Origin of the sequence: Labilithrix luteola (assembly GCF_001263205.1) — a bacterium.
Taxonomy (GTDB): domain Bacteria; phylum Myxococcota_A; class Polyangia; order Polyangiales; family Polyangiaceae; genus Labilithrix; species Labilithrix luteola.
In genome coordinates this window covers 3,454,610-3,476,089 of sequence record NZ_CP012333.1, presented here as the reverse complement: position 1 = coordinate 3,476,089, position 21,480 = coordinate 3,454,610, and the positions used below count along the sequence as shown (strand labels likewise).

Genomic DNA, 21,480 nt, shown 5'->3' with positions numbered 1-21,480 from the left:
GTGGTCGCCGCAGTCGTTGAATTTCCTGCGCTCGAAGGGGAGCGGTTCCATCGCCCTCCAGTTTGGCGGCCGTGGTCAGTCCGCACCGAGCTCACTTCGGTGATCGCTGAGAGCGTTGACGCGACGCCTTCCGCGCGCGGATCACGAGTCTCTCGCGTGCTTGCATAAGTGTTGCGCAGCGAAGAATTTGGCCCGAACCACCATTCCTCCTTAGGACGGTCATGTGTCCGGAGGAATGAACATGAACACTGCAAGTGATCGCCGCGCGCCGGGTGCGATGCGGATCCCGTTCGACGCGATGGTCGAGGTTGGTGGCTCGCTCGGCCCCTCGTTCGAGGCGCAGGCGGTCAACCTCTCCGAAGAGGGCATGCAGCTTCGTACGGCGTACCTGCCCGAAGTCGGTCAGCCGATCCGCTGCCGCTTCGACGCGGGCCAGGGCGTCTCCGTCCTCGCCGCGGGCGAAGTTCTCTGGAACGAAGATCACGGGGAAGGTGGCGAGTTCGGAGTTCGCTTCACCAACCTCGACGGCCAGAGCACGGTTGCGCTCCACCGCATCCTCGGGATGGCGGAAGAGGGCGTTTTGCCGAAGGCTCCCCAGGGCCGCAAGATCCGCCTCCACATCGACGGTCTCGCGTCGCCGATGCGTGCACGCGTGCGTGCGAGCCAGGGCACGAGCGTCACGGCGTTCAGCGAGCTCGGCTTCCTCCAGGTTGGCAAGGGCCTCGACATCGAAGACGCGGGCAGTGGCGCCCGTCGTCCTGCCATGATCGACGGCGTCTCGGTCGAAGTTCCGAACGAGTCGCGCGTTCCGCAGCTCGTCGTCACGCTCCGCTACGATGACGAAGCCGCCGAGGCCGAGGCTCGATCGATCGGCGAGGCGCCGACGATGGTTGCTCGCCACGAGGCCGAAGAGGCCCACGACGACGAGATGTCGGCCTCGGAGCACGACGACGCGCAGGCCGAAGGCGACGAAGAAGAGAGCGAAGAGGTTGCGATGGCGGATGCCGGTCATGCCGAGCAGAGCGCCCACAGCACCTCCGAGGCGGTCGACGCGGCGGGCGAGCACGACGTCGAAGTCGAAGAGTCGAACAAGCTGAAGGGCACGCTCGTGCGCACGGCGTCGAAGATCACCCCGGCCGTCGAGATGTGGGCCAAGCGCGCGAAGACCACGTTCGCGCTGCTCGCTGCTCGCGCTGCCAAGAAGAGCGGCGGCAAGGGCGACGACGTCGCGATCCCGATGCGTCGCATGACGGCGCCGCCTCCGGGGGGAGGCCTCCACACGGCGGGCCGCAAGGTCGTTCGCTACGAGAGCGAGGAGAAGAAGATGGAAGAGCCGACCAAGGCGGAGTCCCCGCTCAAGATCACGAAGAAGAAGGCCGCCGTCGCTGGCGCCGGAATCGTCGCCATCGCGCTCGCCGCGTTCGCCCTCCACAAGCCCGCGCCTGCTGCGGTTGCGACGGCGCCCGTCGAGAGCGCGGCCCCGGTGGCCGAGCTTCCTGCGGCTCCAGCTTCTGCTTCGGCCCCGGCGCCTGCTCCTGCGCCGATGCCCGTCCAGGCGGCCAACGATCCGCTCATGCAGGCCTCGGCTGCGGCCTTCGGCCAGCGCGTCAACGACGAGCCGTCGTTCGATGCTCCGAAGAAGAAGCCCGGCAAGGTCACGCCGTTCGGTAACGGCCCCGTCGGTAGCGGCAACGTGATGCGCATCAAGATGGATGGTGCCATCGAGAAGATCCACGGCGCTTCGCAGCCCTCGGGCTTCACGGTCGTCATCCCCGGCCGCCTCTCGCTCGAGGCCGCCGCGCCTCTCGCCGCCAAGGACAGCCGCATCGCCGCCATTCGCATGTCGAACGAGCCGTCGGGCGCGGAGCTCTCGGTGACCTTCAAGGACGGCGTCCCGAACTACCAGGTTCGCGCCAAGGGTGACTCGCTCGAGCTCGTTCTCGCCAAGGCTGGTCAGGCCGGTGAGAAGGCGCCCGAAGCGCACGTCACGCCGACGAAGAAGAAGAGCAAGAAGCACCGCTGATCGCCCGAAGGCGCTCGTTCGCGAAACGAGGCGCCGAGGTGCCCAGAAATGAGAAAGGCCGCGAGGACGATTCCCTCGCGGCCTTTCGTGCATTCTGCAACGCAACGGCCCTGATCTCGTCGAGCCGCACATGGGGTCGACGAGCGAAGACGCACTGACATTCGTGTCGTGGTCAGCGTGTTCCTGTCATCCAAAACGACGACCGCAGAACTCCGCAATCCCTGAAATCCCGCGCGTTTGACGACATCGAGAGCACGGGCTCGTTCTTTGCTTCGAAAGGAAGGCTCGTGGAACGCATGCCCCTCGATAGCTCGCTGGTCCGCCTGCTCCTCCCGCTCTGGGGAGTCGCCTTCGTCGCTGGCTTTCTGATGACGGCCTGGCGCTAGAGCTAGACCTAAACCGCGTCGCGTGAGCCACGACCCTTGCGGGTGGTCTTCGGCAGCGACGTCGCGCTCGTGGCGAGGAGCTCGTAGCCGTCTCGCTCGCCTGCCTGCAGACGCATCAGGCCGGCGTACGCGATCATCGCGGCGTTGTCGGTGCAGCTCGCGAGCTCGGGCAACACGGCACGGATTCCGTGCTCGGCGGCGAGCGCTCCCACGCGCTGACGTAGCTCTCGATTGGCGGCCACGCCGCCGCCGATGACCACGGTCGAAACGCCTTCGCGAACGGCGGCGGCCACGAGCTTCTTGGCGAGGACCGAGGTGACGGCGGCCTGGAAAGACGCGCAGACATCGGCGAGAGGCTTCTCGCCCTGAGGCACGCCCTTCTCGCGAACGAGCTGAGCCACCTGGGTCTTGATGCCCGAGAAGCTGAACTCGAACGATCGCGTGTGGCCCATCGGAAGGGTGAACGGGATCGCCTTCGGATCGCCCTGCTTGGCGAGACGATCGATGATCGGGCCACCCGGGTAACCGAGGCCGAGCAGCTTTCCGACCTTGTCGAAAGCCTCGCCCGCGGCGTCGTCACGCGTCCCGCCGAGCTCGCGGACATCGGCGGCGCGTGGGCCGTCGACCCGATAGATGGCCGTGTGCCCGCCCGAGGCGAGGAGCGCGACAAAGGGATACGACGGGGGCGCCTCGCCCGATTCTCCGCGACGGAGGAACACGGCGAGGAGATGACCGACCAGGTGATCGACGCCAACGAGCGGCAGCCCCCGCGACCACGCGAGCCCCTTGGCCGTCTGCAGGCCGACGAGCAGCGCTCCGACGAGGCCCGGTCGGTTCGTCACCGCGATGCCGTCGAGCTCCTCGAGCTTGGTTCCGGCGCGTTCGAGGGCCTCGCGGACGACGGGCCCGGAATTCTTGAGGTGATCGCGGGAGGCGAGCTCGGGAATGACGCCGCCGTACGGCGCATGGAGGGTGACCTGGCTTTGCACCACGTCCGAAAGGACGCGACCGGTTTCGTCGACGACCGCCGCGCCGGTCTCGTCGCACGAGGATTCGATGCCCAGGACACGCACGGCCCTCTCTTCGCACGGACCCGCCGGATCTGGAAGCGGAAGGCGCTCGAAGCGCGAGCGTTCGCGCCGTGAAGGCTCAGTCGCAGCTGCCCGGCTGACGCTTGAGCGTGAAGACGCCGAAGATCGGGTCGCTCGTGGGGGAGGGGGCAGGCGCAGGTGCAGGCGCAGTCGAAGGCGTGACCGGAGCGTCGGTCGTGACCTGCACCGGGACGGCCGGAGGCGGCGCGCTCCGGAGCATACGAACCTCGATGCCGGTCGACTCCATGAGCGAGATGACCACCATCACGTCGGCGCCGCCGTCGACCGGGGTGGCCGAATAGATCAGGTTCTGGACGCGCCCCTCCCCGAAATTCAGGGTCGACAGCGGATCGTGCCAGATCTGCGGGATCGATCGGAGCGGCGTATCTTTGAAGCGGCCGTCGGTGCTGGAGATGTTGCCCGGCGCGTCCTGCAGGTGGTTCGTGTCGAGCGTCATGCAGAGTCGCGCGTCTTCCCCGAGACCCGTCCGCACGAAGCCGCCCTTCACCACCGGCCCTTCGAAGCGATCTCCATCCGACGAGAAGCGTGACGTGTCGCGGCAGCCAAGGGCACCCGCCGCGCACAACACGAGGAGGCCGAGTCGACGCATCGGCTATTTGCCCGCTCGAATCTTCACGGCCGTTTCGCGCACGCGAGGCTCGGGATCGCTCTCGGCCATGGTGGTCGCGAGCGACGCGGCCGAAGCCTTGTCGAACGAGGCGAGGGCCACGAGCGCCGCTTCGCGAACGAGCGCGTAGGACTCCTTGGTGGCCGCCTCGCGTAGCTCCTTCGACGCGGAGGCGCCCGCGCCCGAGACCCCGAGGCGCCCGAGGGCTTCGGCGGCGAGCACGCGCATGGCCCAGCTGCCGTGCCCGTGCATCACCTTCGCGACGGACGCCACGGTGCGTGCATCCCCGTGCTTGCCGATCGCGGCGAGGGCGACGCGCTGCACATTTTCGTTCGGGTCGGTCAGGGCCTGCGCCATCGCCGCGGAGGCTTGATCGGAGGTCGAGCGCGCCAGCAGGCCGAGCGCCTTGGTCCTCAGGTTCGGATCGGGGTGACGCGAGAGCTCGATCACGCTCGGTTCGACGGACCTTGCGATGTCACGCGCTTTGGCCCGCGCAGCGCTCGTCTCGGGGGTCTCCTGAGCTCCGACGAACGGTTCGAAGGCACCGTCTTCGCCCGCCATGGCATCGAGCACCGCGCTCGCACGTTCGCTCGACGTTGCCATGGCGCTCTGCGCAGCCTTCTGGAGAGGCTCGGCGAACGTAACGAGGGCGAGCGCGCGATCTTTGGCGGAGAACGTGCGCGGAACGAGTTGGTCGAGCGCGAGCTCGGCGTCGACGCTCTCGTCGGGCGTCGGCAGGTCGGGGCGGTGATCGTTCGCGCCCTTGGTGGCAAGGAGCACGAGTGACGCGGAAGCCGCGCGGCGAATCGCTTCAGAAGCACGCTCGGCGCGACCGCCTTCGCCTTCGCCCGCAAACACGCCATTCGCGATGGCCGCAATGGCGGCCTTGCCTCCCGGGGGCTCGCTCTTGCCCGCGGCCGTTCCCATGCGGGCGAGTGCGAGCATGGCCATTTGCCTCGGGAGCGGCTCGGTTCCGTCGGCCAGCGTGGCCAGATACGTCGCCTCGCTGTCGGCACCGAGCTCGCCGAGTGCGTAGGCCGAAGCCGCGCGCGCCACGGCGCCAGCATCGGGAGAGCGCGCCGTCGTAGCGAGGAGCGGAACGCTCGAGCGGTCTTTCAGCGCGCCGAGGCCGAGCACTGCGAAGGCTCGCATGTTCGGCGTTCCGTTCTGCGCGATGCGCCTGAGGAGCGGCACCGACTTGCGATCCCCGAGCTTCGCGACGGCCCAGCTCGCCGCGGTCGCGACGTTGTCGGAGGCCATCGCCTCGGTCGAGCCGCCCTGCTTCGGGAAAATCAGGGCCTCGTACTTCGGCAAGAGCGCCGGATCACGGAGCGCGCCGCACGCGAGCATGGCGCGCGTCCGAAGCGGCGCTTCCGCCTGGCCCGTGGCGAAGGCGAAGAGCGCTGTCCCGGCGTTCTTGTTCTGGACGTAACCGAGGACGTCGATGGCGACGCGCTGCTGTCCAGCATCGCCATCGGCGAGGGCATCGAGGAGCGGCTTGACCGCGCGTCCTCCGATGCGGGACAGGGCAGCGCGAGCCTCTTCGGCGTCCTTGCCGGTTCCGCGGCTCTTCGGCACGAGGGCCAGCGAGAGGCTCCCGTAGATGTCGACGAGCCAGCGTCGATACACCTTGCGCTGCGGGTTGCCGATGGCGAGCGGCAGGAGCTCCTGCTCGAGCGATTCGAGGGTGCCTTTGCCCTGGTTGATCGACATCGATTGCCGGAGCGCGTGGGCGACGACTTCCTCGTCAGGCGCACCACGAATCACGCGCCGCAAGAGGCGGTCGGCTTCTTCTCCCTGGCCTTTGGAGAGCAGGAGATCGGCGAGCTCGAGGTAGACGATGTAGAGGCGATCGTTCTTCGCGATGGCCGCGCGGAACTCGACGATGGCGTGCTCGGGATCCTGCCGATCGCGATACATCTCTCCGAGGCGCTTGTGGCCTTCGGCGTCGTCGGGGTTCAGCTCGACGGCGCGCGCGGCATACTTGATCGCATCGTCGTCGTGACGGAGCTGGAGGGCGTACTGCGCCATGCGCTGATAGAGCTCGCGGGCGCGCTTCGGTTCGACGGCCACGAGCTTTTCGAGGACGGCGATGGCGTCTTGCAGCTTCGCCTCGTTGTTCTGCTGGACGAGAACGCGCTCGAGCGCGAGGTAACTGTCGGCGTCGCCTGGCGCGACGGTGATCACGCGGCGAAGCGTGCTCTCGGCGTCCGGGAACTTGCGCGTGTGCAGCTGCACTTCGGCGAGCATGCGCCCCGCATCGACGTCGGGCGGGGTGGCGGAGAACTTCTGCTGCAACGGCGCCACCTGGGCCTCGAGGATGCGCTCGAAACCCCAGAGTGCGACGATGCGCGTGCGGGCTTCACGCGCCAGGATCTTGTCGCCGTTCTGCTTCGATTTTTCGGCGAGCTCCTGCCAGAGCACGCGCGCCTCGCGATAGTTCTTCGAGCGCTCGAGGGCGCCGGCGAGCTGTTTGCGGAAGACGAGGTTCTGCGGCTCGAGCTGCACGGCCTCGCGGTAGGCGGCGAGCGCGTCGGGCAGCATGTCGTGCTCGAGGTACACATCGCCGAGCGCCGCAAGGGCACGCCCTCGCGGATTCACGGTGGTGAGGATCCGCTTCCACGTCTGTACGGCGAGTTGGTGATTGCCCTCTTGGTAGTAGTGATCGCCGAGGTCGACGAGGTGACCCGGATCGTTCGCGCCGACCTGGGCCAGGCGCGTCAGCACCTTGAGCGAGCGATCGTTCTCACCGATGCGCCCGTAGAAGTCGGCGAGGCGCGAGAGGATCTCTTCGTCCGTCTGACCGCGCGCTTCGAGCTCGGTGAGGAGCTTGAGGGCGCGGGCGCGATCGCCGCGCTGCATGAGGGCATCGGCGTGATCGAAGACGAACTGCGGATTGTTCGGCGCCGCCCGGATGAGGGCTTCGTACTCGGCAATCGCGCGATCGAGCTCGCCTTGCGACTGCAGCACGTGGATCATCTTGAGGCGCAGGTCGATGTGCTTCGGATTGATCGCGAGCGCCTTTTTGTAGGCCTCGATCGCTTTGACGCTGTCGCCCGTTTCTTCGTAGAGCGCGCCGAGGAGCGAGAGCCGCTGGAAGTCGTTCGGGTGCTCGTCTTCGATCTGCTTGATGAGGATCGGAAGCTGCTGATCGGCGCGGTAGATCTCGGTGATGGTCTCGTAGATCTCGGCGCGGACGGCCGCTTCCTGGCCTGCGCTCGCGAGCGCCTTCTTGAGGGACGCGAGGGCTTCTTGGTTCTTGTGCGCCTTCGCCTGTGCCTTGCCGAGGTCCTTGAGGGCGGGAGCGAGGGCGCGGTTGTCGCCCGCCGCGGCGGCGACGAGATCTTTGAACTCGGCCTCGGCCTTCTCGAACTCGGCCCGCTGGAAGAGCTCGCGACCGAGCTCGCCGCGCACGAAGAGGCTCGTCGGCTGCATCTTCACGAGCTGCTGGTGGAAGCCTTTGGCCGCCGTGAAGTCCTTCTCGTCGAGCGAGAGCATCATCAACGTGCGGAGGGTCTGCTCCTTGTCGGGAGCCGCCGTTTGCAGGGCGAGCGCGCTCTCGTATTGCTTGCGCGCGGCCGCGGCGTCGCCTCGGTCTTGCAGGAGGCGAGCGAGCGCGAGGAGCGCCGCCGGATCGTTGTTCTTGAGCGCGATCGCCTTCTCGTAGGTCTTGATGGCGTCGTCGGCGCGTCCGTCGATCTTGTAGATGCCAGCGAGGAGCACCATCGCCGCGTACTGCTCGGGGCCGGCCTGTGCGCTGCGGGCCTCGAAGTCCTTCACCAGATTGCCGAGGTTGCCGTCCTTCTCACGGTAGAGCTTGGTGAGACGCTGGAGCGGCATCGGCGCGGCCGGTTGGGCGAGCGCGATCTTCGTGTACTTCGCGATCTGCGCGCTGGCGTCGCCACCGTCCTCGCCCGTCGGGGTCGGACGCGGCCCAGGCTGGCCGGCAGGGCTAGAACCCGGACGACCGGCGCCGGGCCTGGCGGGTGCGGAGCCTCCCGGCTTCTTCGTCTGGCCGGCGGGCTTTTTTCGGCCGCGAGGATCGAAGTCCTGACCGAACGCGGGCGCGGAAAACGCGATGCCGACGACGGCAAGAGAAGTCAGTGCGAAGAGACGTCGGAGACGCACGCTTCCAGTGTAGACCCCCTCGCGCCGCGTCGCATTCGATTGGGTTCGAAAGCTCATCCGAGGGCCTCTGGGACGACCGGCGCGGTGCGACCTGCGCGTACGCCTGTGAAAGAGGCCCTCAGGTGGCGGCCGGCGGCGTTGGCGAGCTCGACGGTTGCCGACCGTTCGCGAGGTGACGCAGGATGCAGCCCGAATGCGCCGTACCGTCTCTTTCGCTCTCGGCTCCGTCGTCACGCTGGTGTCCTGTCTGGTCGGGTGTTCGCGCAAGTCCGAGGGAACGGACGCATCGACCGCGCCAGTCGTCTCGTCTCGCGCCTCCTCGCGCGTCGACGCGAGCGTCGCGACAAACACGAGCCCGCCTGCGGGCCCGCACGTGCCGGTCAGTGCCGCGTCGGCAGCCGTGCCTCCGGTGACCGACGTGATGTCGGGGGCGTCCACTAGCTGGGCCGGCGGTCCAAAGGTCGTGACCACGGGCGCCGTCGATGGCGAGGCGCTGCGCCGTCGCACCCACGAGCGGCTCGCCAAGGACTCGTCCAAGGTGACCATGCTTCAGGGCGGCAGTGCGCGAGACCTCGGAACGCGACTCTGCGAAGCCGTCGTCCCGTCGCGCCCGAAAGACACGCCGATCTTGATCAAGCCGAATCTCGGCGGCTTCGAATGGTTCAAGGATCCTGCGAAGAACGACGGCGACGACGGCGTGAAAGGCCGGATCACCGATCCGGAGTTCGTGCGCGGCATCGTTCGCTGCCTCAAGGCGCGCGGCCACGACAAGATCACCGTCGCCGAAGGCTGGGGCGCCAAGCACGCGGACTGGGAGAAGCTCGTGAAGGTCTCCGGCTATGCCGCGATGGCGCACGAGGAGAAGGTCCGCCTCGTCGCGATGGACGACGACGGCGTCTTCGACAAGGAAGACGACCAGCCCGGCAAGCCCCTCGCCGTGAGCGGCATGGAGAAGACCCATGCGCCCACGCTGCTCATGCCGAAGATCCTCGCCGAGCACCTCGAGCACGGTCTCTTCATCTCGGCGCCGAAGATCAAAGCGCATCGCTTCGGCGTCGCGTCCGTTTCGATCAAAGGCGGGCAGGGCGTGGTCATGCTCTCGGATGCATCGCCCGCCTACAAACAGAAATGGCGCATGCACAAGGAGCTCGGCGACGCGCTCGGGCTCCTCAAGACGGACAAGGCCGCAGGCCAAAAGGCGTATATCGAGGCCCTCGAGGTGTTCGCTGAGCGAATGTCCGACGTTCTCGAGCTCGCCGCTCCGCACGTGGTGCTCGCAGAAGGCGCGCCGGCCGAAGCCGGCGATGGGTTCGCCAAGCGATGGCCGTCGACCGAGAGCGTGGCGATTGGCGGGCTCAACCCCATCACCGTCGATCGCGTTGCCGCCGCATTTCTCGGCCTGTGGGACAACGCGGACCTCGCACGCGAGCTCGGCGGCCACAAGACGTCACCGCTCATCGAGACGGCAGCCAAACGATTCGGCATCGACCTCTCGTCACCGGTCGTCGAAGGCAACGGCGCGGAGCTCCTCGCCAAGCCGCGGCCGGTGCACTTCGTCTCGATGTCGGGCTTCGCGCTCCACTCGGACGACTCGAAACCCGAGAGCTCGCCGGGCAGCGGTGCTTCCGATGCCGGAACGACGAGCGAGCGACCGACGATGACGGCGCCCATGGTCGACGACGCGGCGGTGACCGTCGACGGCATCGAGGACGCGGCTTGGAAGCGCGCCACGCCCGTCGCGTTCGACACCGATTGGTCGGGCGCCAAGACCGACGTTTCGACACGCGTGCGAGCGATGTGGTCGAAACGTGCGCTCTACATGCTCTGGGAGCTCGAGGGCGCGGGACTCGCGGTCGATGCTTCGCGCCCCGTCGGAACCGAGCGCGAGAAGCTCTACGAAGAGGACTGCGTCGAGCTCTTCCTCGGCCCGGACGCTTCCGAGCGCACGCGTTACTACGAGGTCGAAGTCGGCCCGCTCGGCCATTTCTTCGACTTGTCCGTCAATCGAAAGACGAAGAAGAGCGACGTGGCCTGGTCGAGCGATCCGAAGATCGTCACGAAGGTCGACCGAGAGCATCACCGCGCCACGATCGAGTTCGCCCTTCGCTCGCCGGACGTGGTCAGCGCTCTCGCGAAGGGCAAGAAGCTGCCCCTTGCCCTCTATCGCATGGAGGGCAAGGGCAAGCGCCTCTATCTCGCGTGGAGCCCGACGAACACGCCGAAGCCCAACTTCCACGTGCCCGACGCCTTCGGCACGCTGTCGCTCGAGTAAGCGTTAGAGCGTCTCGAGGAAGGCGACGAGATCGTCGATCTGCGCGGGCGAGAGGTCGCTCGTGTCACCGTGCTTGGTGCCTCCGCAGCCGGGAAGGAACCGATCGCGGAGCGTGGTGGCGCACCCGTCATGCAGGAAGGGACCGCGCCAAGCGACGCCGACGAGCGAGGGCACCTGGAAGGCCTTTCCGGTTCCGACGTCCTCCGTCTTGTTGTTCGTGAGCGACGGGCCGGAGTGGCACGAGGCACAGCGCTGGCCGAACAGCGTCGACCCGCGCGTTGCCGCGACGTCGGTCGAGGGGCGCAACTGCGCCGGAGCAGGGAGCGCGTAGAGCCAGCTGCGGAGGACCTCGAGGTGCTGGTCGTCGACCTGCGGACCGCTCATGCGCCCGACGAAGACATGATCGACGAGCGTACGGAGGTCGGTCATGTCCCCGTCCCAATGGAAGGGCTCGGTGTGGGCCACCGTGCCGAGCAGTGACGGCGTACGACGCGGTCCCATGTCGACGAACGTCCACGTATGCGCGTCGTCGCCGCCCTCTCCGTGACACGAAGCGCAGGCGATGTGTCCGCCGGCGTTGACGTGGAAGAGGATGTGTCCGGTGTCCGCGCGGCTGTCGTTGGCGAGGGGGATCGTCTTCCAGGGCCTCAGCCGATCTTCGCTCATGATGTGCAGCGCCGCGGGCTCGCGCGTCTGCACGACGAGCTGGTCGCGCGCTCCGAAGATCGCTGCCACGGCCTGTCCGGGAACGTTGCCTCGACCCACCGGCACGCACGTCCCGGATTGATCGATCGACCCCTTCTGGACGACGAAGAGCTGCGGGAGCGATGGCGTGAAGGCGTTGCCTGCGGCGACCACGACGTAGTCGCGCCCGTTCGTCGCCAGGTCGACCGGGAGAACCGCGTCCGGCAGGTTCACGTCCCCTCCGTTCGCGAGCGAGAGGTGCGTCGTGACGATGCCCGACGCCGTCGCTCCGCAGTCAGTTCCCGGGCCGACCACGACGCCGCTTCCGTAGCCACCGGGGGTGGTCTGCACCGGTTCGGGGCTGGCTTCCTGACCGACGACGGCGATCTCACCATCGTCGTTGGTCGGCTCCGGCGTGCCAGCATCGGTGCCGGACCCGCCGTCTCCGCTCGACGCCGGAGGGTCGTCCACCGGAGCCGCCGCGGCACGCCACGCCATCATGATCGAGCCGCTCGTTCGCGACGAACCGACCGCGCCCTTGGCCACGCGCAGCAACTTCGCCGAGCGGAACGTGCTCACGAAGGTCGTGCCGTCCGTGTTCACGACGACGTCGCGCAGATCGCGTTCGACGTTGACGCTCGAGATCGCGCTTCCGTCGAGCGGCACGGTGAGGAGCTCGCCGCTCGCGCACGTCACCTTCAGGGCGCTCCGCACGTTGTCGACGCCGATACCTCGCGGCGTCGCGCAGACGTCGCGGTAGTCGACCTCGCCGCCGTCTAGCGCGAACGAGGCGATCTTCCCGGCCTTTCGCAGCACGACGTGCGCGACCCGATCGAGACCGATCGCCACGCGGCCCGGTTCGGAACCCGGCGGAAGATTCACGGTGCGGACCAGCGCCCGGCCTGCGAGATCGACGACATAGGCAAGGTCGCGATCGGTATCGGCGGCGACGATCGTGGCGCGGTCCCTCGTCACCGCGAGGGTGCCACCGGAGATGGGCGGTGGAGGCTTGGTCGCCTGGATCAGAGGGCCGAGATCCGGCTGGGGGCCAGGTGGCGGCGTGGCGGCGACCCCGCCAGCGGCCGCGAGCTGTTCATGGTCTTTGGAGCCGCAGGCAGCGGCGACCGCAAGCAGCGGGAACAGAGTGCGCGTCCACGTCTTCGAGATCATGTTTCCTCCCACGAACCCCCGGTGGCACGAGGCTCGATCGACGGGTCAAAATTCGCGAGGCTCAGCGCCATTGCCTGTTCACGCATGCGAAGGTGAGATCGATGCCGAAGACCTCGGTTCCGTAGTCGCAGGTCATGTCTTTGACGCACGGGTTGCCGATCAGTGGACGTCGTCCGGGGCATCCGCTCGCGGCGCGCGCGCACGTCCAGCGCCCACGACGTTCCACCGAGGCATCGCCGCCGTCGGAGTCGGCGTCATCGAGTCCCGCATCGGATTCGGCCATCACGCAACCGCAGGTTCCCTCGTCGAACGTGCAAATCTGCTCGGCGTCCGAGCAGGCGGACCCTTCCGCAATCTCGTCCCACGTCTCGGGGCATGTAACGGCACACTCCTTCGGCAGCGTTTTCCAGCTGCCCTTCACGCAGTGCAATTGATCGTTGCACGAACGATCAACGGCCTGTCCGTACTCGCACCACGAGCCTTCGGAACACCAGGAAGGGGGCGAGCCGTCGACCGCGTCGGGGCACTCGAACGTGGCGCCGTCCGATGGAGGGCTGGCGGCTCTGGATCGACCTCCGTCGGAAACCGTCGCGTCGACGACCGCTTCGGTGAACGCACCGCCGCTCGATACACGGCTGCTCGCGGCCGTGCATCCGGCGCTCACGACGAGGGCCAAGCCCAGTCCTAGCGCGCATCGAGTCATTCGTTGCATGACGAATCACCCGTATCCCAGCGCCTGCCGTTGCACGTCATGCGACGCCCTTCCTTGAAGACGCAGCTTCCGTAGTCGCACGTGAGGTCCGCGCGGAAGCAGCTCTGGCCGACGAGCGGTCGCTGCGTCGGGCACCCGGGATCCGGCTTCTGACACGACCATCGCCGTTCGTGGGCATGCGCTGCATCCGGCCCCGTCGTGCAGGCACAGAAGCCATCGCTCATCGGACATACGAGCTCGTCCGCGTCACTGGCTCCAGCGCCAGCATCCAGCGTGCACGGCGTCCCATCGAGATTCGCCACGCGGCCTCCATCGGGGCAGAGGCTTCGTGAGCACGCGTTCCATGGTCGGGCGAACCAGCCAGGGCCACCCGTCGTTTGCTCACAGACGAGGAGTTCGTTGCATCGGCTGTCCGGACTCGTGCCGTACTCGCAGGTCTGACCGACGTTCACGCACGGATCGTTGCTCTTCGGACGCAGCGTGCCGCAGGCTGCGCGCGTGTCGACCGGGTTCGACACCTGCGGGTCCTCGGGAATGCCCACCACGGGACTACCGGCCGCGGGAGGCGTTGTCGGAATCGGATCGGCGTAGAGGTCGCCGCACGCGGCGGCCGACGTGGTGAGCGCGAGAAACGCAACTGCACTCCCGGTTCGGAGTGACTTCATTCGAACACCCACTCTGCGCGCAGGTCGACGGCGCCGAAAGGCTGACCCCAGTTGGCAATCTCCGTGCCCTCGGTGAGTGCGACCATCCGATGGCCCGTGGCGCCAAGCAATCCGCTCACTGCGGCGCGGAGCGGGCCGTACACGCGAAGCGACAGCGCGATGTCTCCGTAGACGGCCGGCGAAAAGATGTCCGTCGAGTTGCTGCCGGCTTGCGCGTGAAGCCACGAAAAGCCCACCCCTGCGCCGAGACGAGGGATGACGAGCGAGTCGACGCGCGCGAGCGGCACGTTCAGCCCGAACGCGAAGAGCGACGGATCGACATGAATCCCTTCGATCGCGATCGTGCTGCCGTCACCACCCGCATTCACGAACGCGGGGATCGTCGGCGTCCCGACCGCAATCTCGGCGCGCGCCGTGAAGGCGAGGAACTGGGAGATGCGAAGCGCGGCATCGAGGCTGAGCGACATCCCCGCGATGGACTGGATGGGCCCGCGGACCCCCTCGCGAGACGCTCCGCCGATCATCCGGCCCACGCCCGCACCAACCAGGAACGTCGGTACACGCGGCACCTCGGGCTTGGGAGGTGGCTTGTCTTCTTCGACCTTCTCCTGGGGGTCGAACACGGGCTGCGGCGGAGGGGGCGGTTGCCGCTCCTCTTCGGCGGACGAGAGATTGGCACGCGTGATCTCCGCGACGCGAACCGCCAAGTCGTCGGTTCCTGCATCGTCGTCCGCACCCCGCCCGATGACCTCTTCGAGGCCGAGGCTTCCCGCGTGGAGGATCCACACGCACAACGATTTTTCTTCGAGGCTCACCACGGCCTTCGCGTGGGCACGGTGCGCGAGCTTGAGCACGGCCGAGCGCGTGCAGCCCCGCGTCTCCACGGCGAGCTGTGGGTCGAGGCCGATCGCTTGGAGCTCTTTCTGTACCCGGTCCGCGAGTGGGTCGGCCGGTGGCGTCGCGACGACGACGCGCTCACCTGCCGCCAGGGCAGGAGCCGTCGCCACGGCGATCGCGACGCCGATCGCGCCCGCGAGCCATTTCCCTGGCGATGACCTCATCGCCCTTCCAGAGCCTTTCGTGCGAGCTTCGCGTGAGGGCCATCCGGATACGCGGCGAGATAGCGCCTGGCGAGGTTGGCTGCCGTCTCGGTATCTTCGGCACGAAGGCGAGCCTCGAGGCCTCGACCAAGCGCCTCGCGGGCGAGCGTTCCCGTGGGCCGCTCGTGAAGGTACGTATCGAACCACGACGCGGCCTGGCCGAAGTCACCGCGCGCGTCGAACTTGATTCGTCCGAGCTCGAAGGCCGCCTTGGCCGCGGCATCGGTTCCGCCGAAGCGCTTCCGGACTTCGAGCAACGCATTCTCGGCATCGTCGTAGCGTCGCGCAAAGCGGTCGTCGTCGGCGCGCAGCAGAAGCTCGCTCGCGTCGGGCGCCTTCACGGTTTCGGTGGCGGTCGAAGCGGCGCCCGAAGGAACGACCGCAGATGCGTCGACGGCCTTGTGGAGGGGCGTCGCTCGGCTGGTTGTCGCCGCCACGGCTTCGCTGGAGGAGGCCGCTGCGAGGTTCACGTGACTGGCCGCTGCGTGAGCCGTGACCGCGGGCGATGCCGCGACCTCGTCAGGAACGACGGTCGCCACGGCCGTACTCGCATCGTTGGTCGACGGAGGGCTGCTCGGGGACTCCTTGCAAGATGCAACGAGTTCCTCGCCCGCCGAGACGCGGCGACCTTCTCCGAGCGTGCAGCCGGACACGATGACCGACCCTTCGATCAACCGGACGACCACGGATTGCGCATCCGCATCCCAGCGCACGTCGAAACGTGTTCCGGTGACGCGGACTTGGTATGGGCCAGCTTCGACCAGCCAGCGCGTGTCGTCGCGATGAACGACGTTCGCGTGGAGCTCGCCGCTCTCGAGCAGGACGCGGGCTCCCCGCGCGTCGACATGGGCCACACGCGCGCGCGCACCCTTGCCGAGCACCACACGCGTTCCGTCGGAGAAGGCGAGGGGCAATTCGGCCTCGCCGTTGGCCGACAAGAATGCCCCAACGACCCCAGGCGCTTTCTCTCCTTCGATCGCGAACGACAGCGTTGCTCGAGGCCAGGCGAACCAGGCGCCGAGGAAGAGCGCAGCGGCCGATGCCATGGCGAACGCGACGAGGCTTCGACGCGTACGGTTCGAGCGGGAGGTCTTCTCCTTCGCAGCCCTTCCCGCGAGAAGCTTTTCGCGGGCGCGAGCTTTCAGATCGGAGGACGCTCGCACCCGCGTGAGCGAGGTCGCGACGTGCAGTCCGAGGCGCGCTGTGGGATTCATCCGATCGCCCATCGGCCCTCCTCGATCCAAGGGTGGAGCGTCGAGTACTTCTTGGCGCGCACGAGAAAGTGCTTCTCCGCGTCTTTGAGGCGGCGCTTGGCCGTCGAGATGGAGAGGTCGCATGCGAGGGCGATCTCGGCGAGCTCCAGGCCCTCGATGAAGCGCAGGCTGAAAATCACGCGCTCGTCGGCGTTCATGGCCGAGAGCACCTCGAAGGTGCACCGGGTGGCTTCGGTGATCTCTTCGCTCGCCGCGATCGCGGGGCGCTCGGGCACCTCCTCCACGAAGGAGAGCCACCGCCGTCGAGTCTTACGGCGAATGAACCCCCGCGCCGTGTGCACGGTGATTCCGGTCAGCCAGCTGCGAAGCCGCGACGGCTCCTCGAGCGCACCGATGCACTGGATGGCCTGGAGAAAGACCTCGTGGAGCAAGTCCTCGATCTCGGGTTCGGGCCCGAGCAGGCTGAAAAGCAGGCGTTCCATGCGGTCGCCGTAGCGATCGAACATCGTGGCCGTGGCGTTCGGCTCACCCGCGCGGAGTGCCCCGACCAACGTCTCGTCCGAGAGCCCCGTGCGCCCGGGATGGAGTTCGCGGACAATGCTGGTCCGCTGTTGGGTCGGGCCCGCGTCCGGCTTCGAATCCGTTGCCCCGTCGGCCCGTCGTTCGGGGGGGCGATGTCGCGATCGCGTGAGCACCTCGGTCCCCCCGTGTCCGCAGCCCTTCGGGACGGTTCAGAAAAGCAAGCCAGCTCGGGCGCGGTAGCAGGCGTATGAGACTCGCGCCAGACCCTTGCCCGCATTAACGTGAGGGCAATGGCGTTCTTCCAGACCCCTCCCGAGCTCGGAAACCAGTACGTCGGCGACGACGTTCTTCGACGCTATCTGCGGCATACGCTCCCGCCGGACGTTCTCACGCGGGTCGAGCCGGAGCTGCTGGACGTGGGCGAGCTCTCGGGCGGAGAGCTCTACCGTGAGCTCCTCATGGGGTACGCGGGGGAGCCCGAGCTCATTCAATGGGATCCGTGGGGCAAACGCGTCGACCGCATCGAGGTCACGGCCCTCTGGCAAAAAGCAGCCAAGATCACGGCGGAAAAGGGCCTCATCGGCACGGCCTACGAGCGCAAGAGTGGTGCCCTCTCGCGCCTCCACCAGTTCGCGATGATCTATCTCATCGACGGCTCCTGGGGCGTCTACTCGTGCCCGCTCGCGATGACCGACGGCGCCGCCCGCACCCTCATCGCGTCGAAGAACCAGGGCCTCATCGACCGCGCCGTCCCTCGTTTGACGAGCCGCGACCCTGGCTCGGCGTGGACGAGCGGCCAGTGGATGACGGAGCGGACCGGCGGCTCCGACGTCGCCATCTGCGAGACGGTCGCCCGTCCCGACGGCGACGCGTACCGCCTTTACGGCACCAAGTGGTTCAGCTCCGCGACGACCTCGCAGATGGCGCTAACCCTCGGCCGCCCCGAGGGCAATCCGCCTGGCGGTAGCGGCCTCGCGCTCTTTTACGTCGAAGTCCGCAACGCGGATGGCTCGATGAACGGCATCGAGGTCAATCGCCTGAAGGACAAGCTCGGCACGCGCATGGTTCCGACCGCGGAGCTGACGCTCGATGGCGCCAAAGCGATCCCGGTCATCGGCCTGCGCGACGGCATCAAGAACATCACGCCGATGCTCACCATCACCCGCACCTGGAATGCGGTTTGTGCGGTCAGCGGCATGCGCCGGGCCATCGCGCTCGCCAAGGACTACGCGACTCGTCGCATTGCGTTCGGTGCGCCGCTCGCGCAGAAGTCGCTCCACATCGACACGCTCGCGACCATCGAGGCCGAGTACCAGGGAGCGTTCCACCTGGCGTTCCGCGCCGTCGAGCTGCTCGGCAAAGACGAGGCTGGCGAGATCAACGAGCACGAAGCGGCCCTCCTTCGCCTCATGACCCCGATCGTGAAGCTCACGACGGCCAAGCAGGCCGTGGCGATCGCCAGCGAGTCGCTCGAGGCGTTCGGCGGCGCGGGCTACATCGAAGACACCGGCCTTCCGCGCCTGCTCCGCGATGCGCAGGTGCTTCCGATCTGGGAAGGCACGACCAACGTGCTCTCGCTCGATCTCCTCCGCGCCCTCTCCAAGACGGGCACGCTCGAGCCGATCGCGCGCGAGATCCACGGGTGCGTTCAGGGCGCCGACCCCACGCTCAAGGCCGAGGCGGAGCTCGCCATGCGCACGGTCGAGCACGCGCAGGCGTGGCTGATGAAGACGATGGAAGGCGGCCCCACGGCCGTCGAAGCGGGCGCACGCCGTCTCGCGCTGAGCCTCGGCCGGGCCCTCGAGCTCGCGCTCCTCATCCGCGAGGCTACGCGCTCGAAGAAGTTCGACGACGACGCCAAGCCGGCCGCCGCGGCTCGTCGCTTCGCGCGCGCGGGCGTCGACCTCATCGTCGACGAATCGCTCGACGCGGACGCACGCATCCTTCTCGGCTGAGCGGGCCTCGAAGGCGCTCGCGGGCGCTTTTCGTTGCTTACGCCTTGGCGACGAGAAGCGCTGCGAGGAGCGCAAAACCGAGGAGCACCACGAGCACGGCCACCGCGAGTCCTCCGCCCGGAGGCTTCGCGGTGACGCGCTTGGCTTCGGGATCGAGCTCGTCGAGCTCGGCGAGCTGCATCGCGACCCTTGCCTCGCGCGCGGCGGCCGTGAGGAGCAGGACTTCGAGCAGACCTGCCGCGAGGAGCGAAACGCCCGCGATGAGCAGGCCGGCGAAATGTCGGCCTCGGTTCGCCCGGCTTCGCGCGGGCAGACCATCGAGCGCGATCCATCGCGGAAATCCCGTCGCTTCGTGAGACGCGAGCCAGGGGCCGATACTGCAGGCGTTCTGCACGTCGACCTCGTTCGACGTCCCCACGAAGAATGGCCTCGCGATCGCCGCGCCCGCCAGATGCTCTGCACCCCGCGGTTCGCCGGAGACCACGAGCCAGTGCAGTCCGCTCGCGAGCGGAGGAAGCTCGAAGCGCGCCCGCGGGATCGTATCGGTCGGGTCCGTTTCGACCGGAAGGGCCGCGGCGATCACGCGTCCGTGCACGTCGTCGACCTCGGCGTAAACGACCTTCCGTGGATTGGGCGCGACGAGCACGGCGAGGTTCGGAGTCCCGGCAGGCATGACGCGCGGGACGCTCACGAAGAAGGCGCCGGGGGCGACGGGCAGCGCGCCGAACCACTTTCCCTCGACGTTCGGATCGCCGAGCGCGCGAGCGTGGAAGCTGCCTCCCGTCACGTGCGCCATGGCGCGCGCGGAGAACTCGGCCCAGCCGTCCTCGCATGACGTGACGCTCTCGCGATCGAACACGAGGCCGGGCTCCGGCGATGCGTCGACGGTGACGCGCCCGTGAGCGCCGGCGGGGAGCTTCGAGCGAACCCAGAGGGGCGTGGGAAACCCGACGACGAGGCGCCCGCCCTCGATGACGACATCGAGATTCATCGTGCCCGAACGGCTCGTCGGCCTCACCGCCGCAACGTGGTTCGGCTCCGAGCGTGCCCACGCCACGTCGTGCCAGGCGACCGTTCCGCTGGCGAGCGGTTCGCTGTCTCCGTCGACGCGGATCTCGAGATCGACCGGATCCCCAGTCTTCAGATCGGGCAGCTCGAGCGCGATCTCCGCGATGCCGTCTTCGTTGCTCGCGCCGTCCCAGCGAGCCTCGGCGCCCTTCGAACGTCCGATGACGTGGAGCCCTTGCATGGCGATGGTCTCGCGCACGCCCCGATCGTCGAGATACGTGAGCACCTGCCACGCGAGACGAGCCTTGCCTCCCGGCGGTGCCATTCCCACGGGCGCGCCGAAGACCGTGGCTGCCCGCACGGCGCTTTTCGCACCCACGCGAAGGCCGATCATCATCGTGGCTACGGCCACGATCGGCGCACCGATCTGCATGGCGCGACGATTCTTCATGGTTCGAAGCGCACGCGGACACCGGATACGCCGCGCTCGAACGAAATGGCTTCGCCTCCGCTCGCCCCGAGCGCGCTGGGCCCGAGCACGATTTCACGCGTGCCTTCCGCGGCGAGAACGTGGATGCCGTCGCTTCGCTTTTCGAGATCGACGAACGCGTCGCCCTTGCCGGACCGCACGAGGCGAACGCCGTAGGCGCTCGTGTCTTCGGCGCGCACGCTACGGAAGGAGACGCGTGTAGGATGCACGGGTGCCTTGGCCGTTGCCGCGCGGTCGACCACCGTTCGGATGTACTTCACGACCAGCGGTCCTTCGTGGGCCATTCCCGGAACGCGCTCGAAGTCGACGCTCATGCCACGCTTCTTCATGGCGCTCTCGAGCATGGAGCTCTGGACGATGGGCGACGTGCGGTCGTTCTCGCCGTGCACGAGGAAGACGGGCAGGTGCCGACCATTCTCGATCACGTCGAGCGCGTTGACCGCGTGAGCGCCCCCCGTGCCGCCGAGAATGGACTTCACGTAGGTCGTCATGTCGTACTTGCTGTCGCCGAAGTAGCTCGCCACGAAGGCGAAGCGATCGGGCCTGTGGAAGGCAATCGTCGTCGCGCCGGCGCCGCCCATCGATGCGCCCCAGATCGACACTCGCTGCGGGTCGACCGCTACGGCGGTCTTCACCGCGTCGATGGCGCGCATCACCTCGCCTTCGGCATCGGCGGTGTAGAGGGAGTTGCCGAGGCCGCTCGGCATGACGAGCACCACGTCCTTCGCTTGGGCCTCTTCGAGCAGCTCGCGATAGGCGGCGTACGTCCAGACGCCACCGTTCCACGGATGGGTTCCGACGAGCAGGGCCCCGGGCGCCGTGCGGTCGTGTCCGCGGGGCACGAAGACCACCGCCTCGCCGCCGCCTTTGCTCGCCTCGGGGCTGGCGAAGCGGACGAGCGACAGGCCGTCGGTCGATCGGACGGGGTTGCCCACCCGAGGAGGCTCGCCGCACGCGATCCGCTTCTCGTAGCCGCTGACGTCGATTTCGACCTTCACCTCGTGGTCGACATCGGAACGGTCGAGCTTGATGACCACGGGGCCTTTCGCCGGCACGCTCTGCTGAGCTCCATCGACGAAGACGTGTCCGCGGCCGGCGCAGTGGGGGACCCGGACCGCTGCTCCTCGGGCGGCGAACCGAAGAACCACCCGTCCGGCCGCTCGGGAACGCCCCAGATCCGCGAAGGCGACCCGCTCACCCCCGACGTCGAAGGACTCGACCGCCACCCCGTCGACGTCGTCGTGCGACACGTCGAGCCGCGGCGTGCCGGAATCCCCGAGAAAGAGCAGGACCGTTCCGGCGAGGGGGGAGAGCAGGTCCATCGAAATCGGCGGCAAGGGCGGCCACGGCATCGCGCCCAAAGCCTACCGGCAAGGCCCGAGGAGCGCACGAATGCCTTGTCAAAAGGCGGCCGCTTACCCTAGAGGAGCGG

General features: G+C 67.9%; 14 protein-coding genes. 3 read left to right on the top strand and 11 right to left on the bottom strand.

What is annotated here, in order from left to right; all coding sequences use genetic code 11:
• The first annotated feature begins 241 nt into the window (after window positions 1–241).
• Complete coding sequence (locus AKJ09_RS15575; protein WP_169927561.1) at window positions 242–2,023, top strand: PilZ domain-containing protein; 1,782 nt, start codon at window positions 242–244, stop codon at window positions 2,021–2,023.
• A 394-nt stretch (window positions 2,024–2,417) separates the two neighbouring features.
• On the opposite strand, the gene tsaD is transcribed toward AKJ09_RS15575, so the two are convergent.
• The 3 genes from tsaD to AKJ09_RS15560 all read right to left on the bottom strand — a co-directional run bounded on the left by tsaD (window position 2,418) and on the right by AKJ09_RS15560 (window position 8,256).
• Window positions 2,418–3,482, bottom strand: a complete 1,065-nt coding sequence (gene tsaD / locus AKJ09_RS15570; RefSeq protein WP_146647989.1) for a tRNA (adenosine(37)-N6)-threonylcarbamoyltransferase complex transferase subunit TsaD — start codon at window positions 3,480–3,482, stop codon at window positions 2,418–2,420.
• Between the two features lie 76 nt (window positions 3,483–3,558).
• Entirely contained in the window at window positions 3,559–4,110 is a 552-nt protein-coding gene (locus AKJ09_RS15565) for a hypothetical protein (RefSeq protein WP_146647988.1), read from the bottom strand.
• A gap of 3 nt (window positions 4,111–4,113) precedes the next feature.
• Complete coding sequence (locus AKJ09_RS15560) at window positions 4,114–8,256, bottom strand: tetratricopeptide repeat protein (RefSeq protein ID WP_169927560.1); 4,143 nt, start codon at window positions 8,254–8,256, stop codon at window positions 4,114–4,116.
• Window positions 8,257–8,449: 193 nt separating this feature from the next.
• Between AKJ09_RS15560 and AKJ09_RS15555 the strand changes: the two genes are divergently transcribed.
• On the top strand, window positions 8,450–10,528 hold the full coding sequence (locus tag AKJ09_RS15555; protein WP_146647986.1) for a carbohydrate-binding family 9-like protein: 2,079 nt from the start codon (window positions 8,450–8,452) through the stop codon (window positions 10,526–10,528).
• Between the two features lie 3 nt (window positions 10,529–10,531).
• Here AKJ09_RS15555 and AKJ09_RS15550 read toward each other — a convergent pair whose 3' ends face one another.
• From AKJ09_RS15550 to AKJ09_RS15525, 6 genes are all read right to left on the bottom strand, one after another.
• Entirely contained in the window at window positions 10,532–12,382 is a 1,851-nt protein-coding gene (locus tag AKJ09_RS15550; protein ID WP_146647985.1) for a c-type cytochrome, read from the bottom strand.
• Between the two features lie 61 nt (window positions 12,383–12,443).
• Entirely contained in the window at window positions 12,444–13,094 is a 651-nt protein-coding gene (locus AKJ09_RS15545; protein ID WP_146647984.1) for a hypothetical protein, read from the bottom strand.
• Window positions 13,082–13,759, bottom strand: a complete 678-nt coding sequence (locus tag AKJ09_RS15540; RefSeq protein ID WP_146647983.1) for a hypothetical protein — start codon at window positions 13,757–13,759, stop codon at window positions 13,082–13,084. Before AKJ09_RS15540 ends, AKJ09_RS15545 begins: the two co-directional genes overlap by 13 nt.
• Complete coding sequence (locus AKJ09_RS15535; RefSeq protein WP_146647982.1) at window positions 13,756–14,820, bottom strand: hypothetical protein; 1,065 nt, start codon at window positions 14,818–14,820, stop codon at window positions 13,756–13,758. The genes AKJ09_RS15540 and AKJ09_RS15535 overlap by 4 nt, the downstream gene beginning before the upstream one ends.
• Complete coding sequence (locus AKJ09_RS15530) at window positions 14,817–16,085, bottom strand: FecR domain-containing protein (protein WP_169927559.1); 1,269 nt, start codon at window positions 16,083–16,085, stop codon at window positions 14,817–14,819. The genes AKJ09_RS15535 and AKJ09_RS15530 overlap by 4 nt, the downstream gene beginning before the upstream one ends.
• The gene (locus AKJ09_RS15525; protein WP_146647980.1) at window positions 16,070–16,624 is read right to left on the bottom strand and encodes an RNA polymerase sigma factor; all 555 of its coding nucleotides are present in this window, start codon (window positions 16,622–16,624) and stop codon (window positions 16,070–16,072) included. The genes AKJ09_RS15530 and AKJ09_RS15525 overlap by 16 nt, the downstream gene beginning before the upstream one ends.
• A gap of 261 nt (window positions 16,625–16,885) precedes the next feature.
• On the opposite strand from AKJ09_RS15525, the gene AKJ09_RS15520 reads away from it, so the two are divergent.
• A complete protein-coding gene (locus tag AKJ09_RS15520; RefSeq protein ID WP_146647979.1) occupies window positions 16,886–18,550 on the top strand; it encodes an acyl-CoA dehydrogenase family protein in 1,665 nt (554 codons plus the stop codon).
• Window positions 18,551–18,587: 37 nt separating this feature from the next.
• Here AKJ09_RS15520 and AKJ09_RS15515 read toward each other — a convergent pair whose 3' ends face one another.
• Window positions 18,588–20,009, bottom strand: a complete 1,422-nt coding sequence (locus AKJ09_RS15515) for a hypothetical protein (RefSeq protein WP_146647978.1) — start codon at window positions 20,007–20,009, stop codon at window positions 18,588–18,590.
• A complete protein-coding gene (locus tag AKJ09_RS15510) occupies window positions 20,006–21,400 on the bottom strand; it encodes an alpha/beta hydrolase family protein (RefSeq protein WP_146647977.1) in 1,395 nt (464 codons plus the stop codon). The genes AKJ09_RS15515 and AKJ09_RS15510 overlap by 4 nt, the downstream gene beginning before the upstream one ends.
• Between the last annotated feature and the right edge of the window lie 80 nt (window positions 21,401–21,480).

Coding starts and splice junctions, on each gene's coding strand:
- AKJ09_RS15515 (WP_146647978.1), bottom strand. CDS start 20,009: ATGAAGAATCGTCGCGCCATGCAGATCGGTGCGCCGATCGTGGCCGTA.
- AKJ09_RS15550 (WP_146647985.1), bottom strand. CDS start 12,382: ATGATCTCGAAGACGTGGACGCGCACTCTGTTCCCGCTGCTTGCGGTC.
- AKJ09_RS15520 (WP_146647979.1), top strand. CDS start 16,886: ATGGCGTTCTTCCAGACCCCTCCCGAGCTCGGAAACCAGTACGTCGGC.
- AKJ09_RS15540 (WP_146647983.1), bottom strand. CDS start 13,759: ATGAAGTCACTCCGAACCGGGAGTGCAGTTGCGTTTCTCGCGCTCACC.
- AKJ09_RS15555 (WP_146647986.1), top strand. CDS start 8,450: ATGCGCCGTACCGTCTCTTTCGCTCTCGGCTCCGTCGTCACGCTGGTG.
- AKJ09_RS15530 (WP_169927559.1), bottom strand. CDS start 16,085: ATGGGCGATCGGATGAATCCCACAGCGCGCCTCGGACTGCACGTCGCG.
- AKJ09_RS15545 (WP_146647984.1), bottom strand. CDS start 13,094: ATGCAACGAATGACTCGATGCGCGCTAGGACTGGGCTTGGCCCTCGTC.
- AKJ09_RS15565 (WP_146647988.1), bottom strand. CDS start 4,110: ATGCGTCGACTCGGCCTCCTCGTGTTGTGCGCGGCGGGTGCCCTTGGC.
- AKJ09_RS15535 (WP_146647982.1), bottom strand. CDS start 14,820: ATGAGGTCATCGCCAGGGAAATGGCTCGCGGGCGCGATCGGCGTCGCG.
- AKJ09_RS15510 (WP_146647977.1), bottom strand. CDS start 21,400: ATGCCGTGGCCGCCCTTGCCGCCGATTTCGATGGACCTGCTCTCCCCC.
- AKJ09_RS15575 (WP_169927561.1), top strand. CDS start 242: ATGAACACTGCAAGTGATCGCCGCGCGCCGGGTGCGATGCGGATCCCG.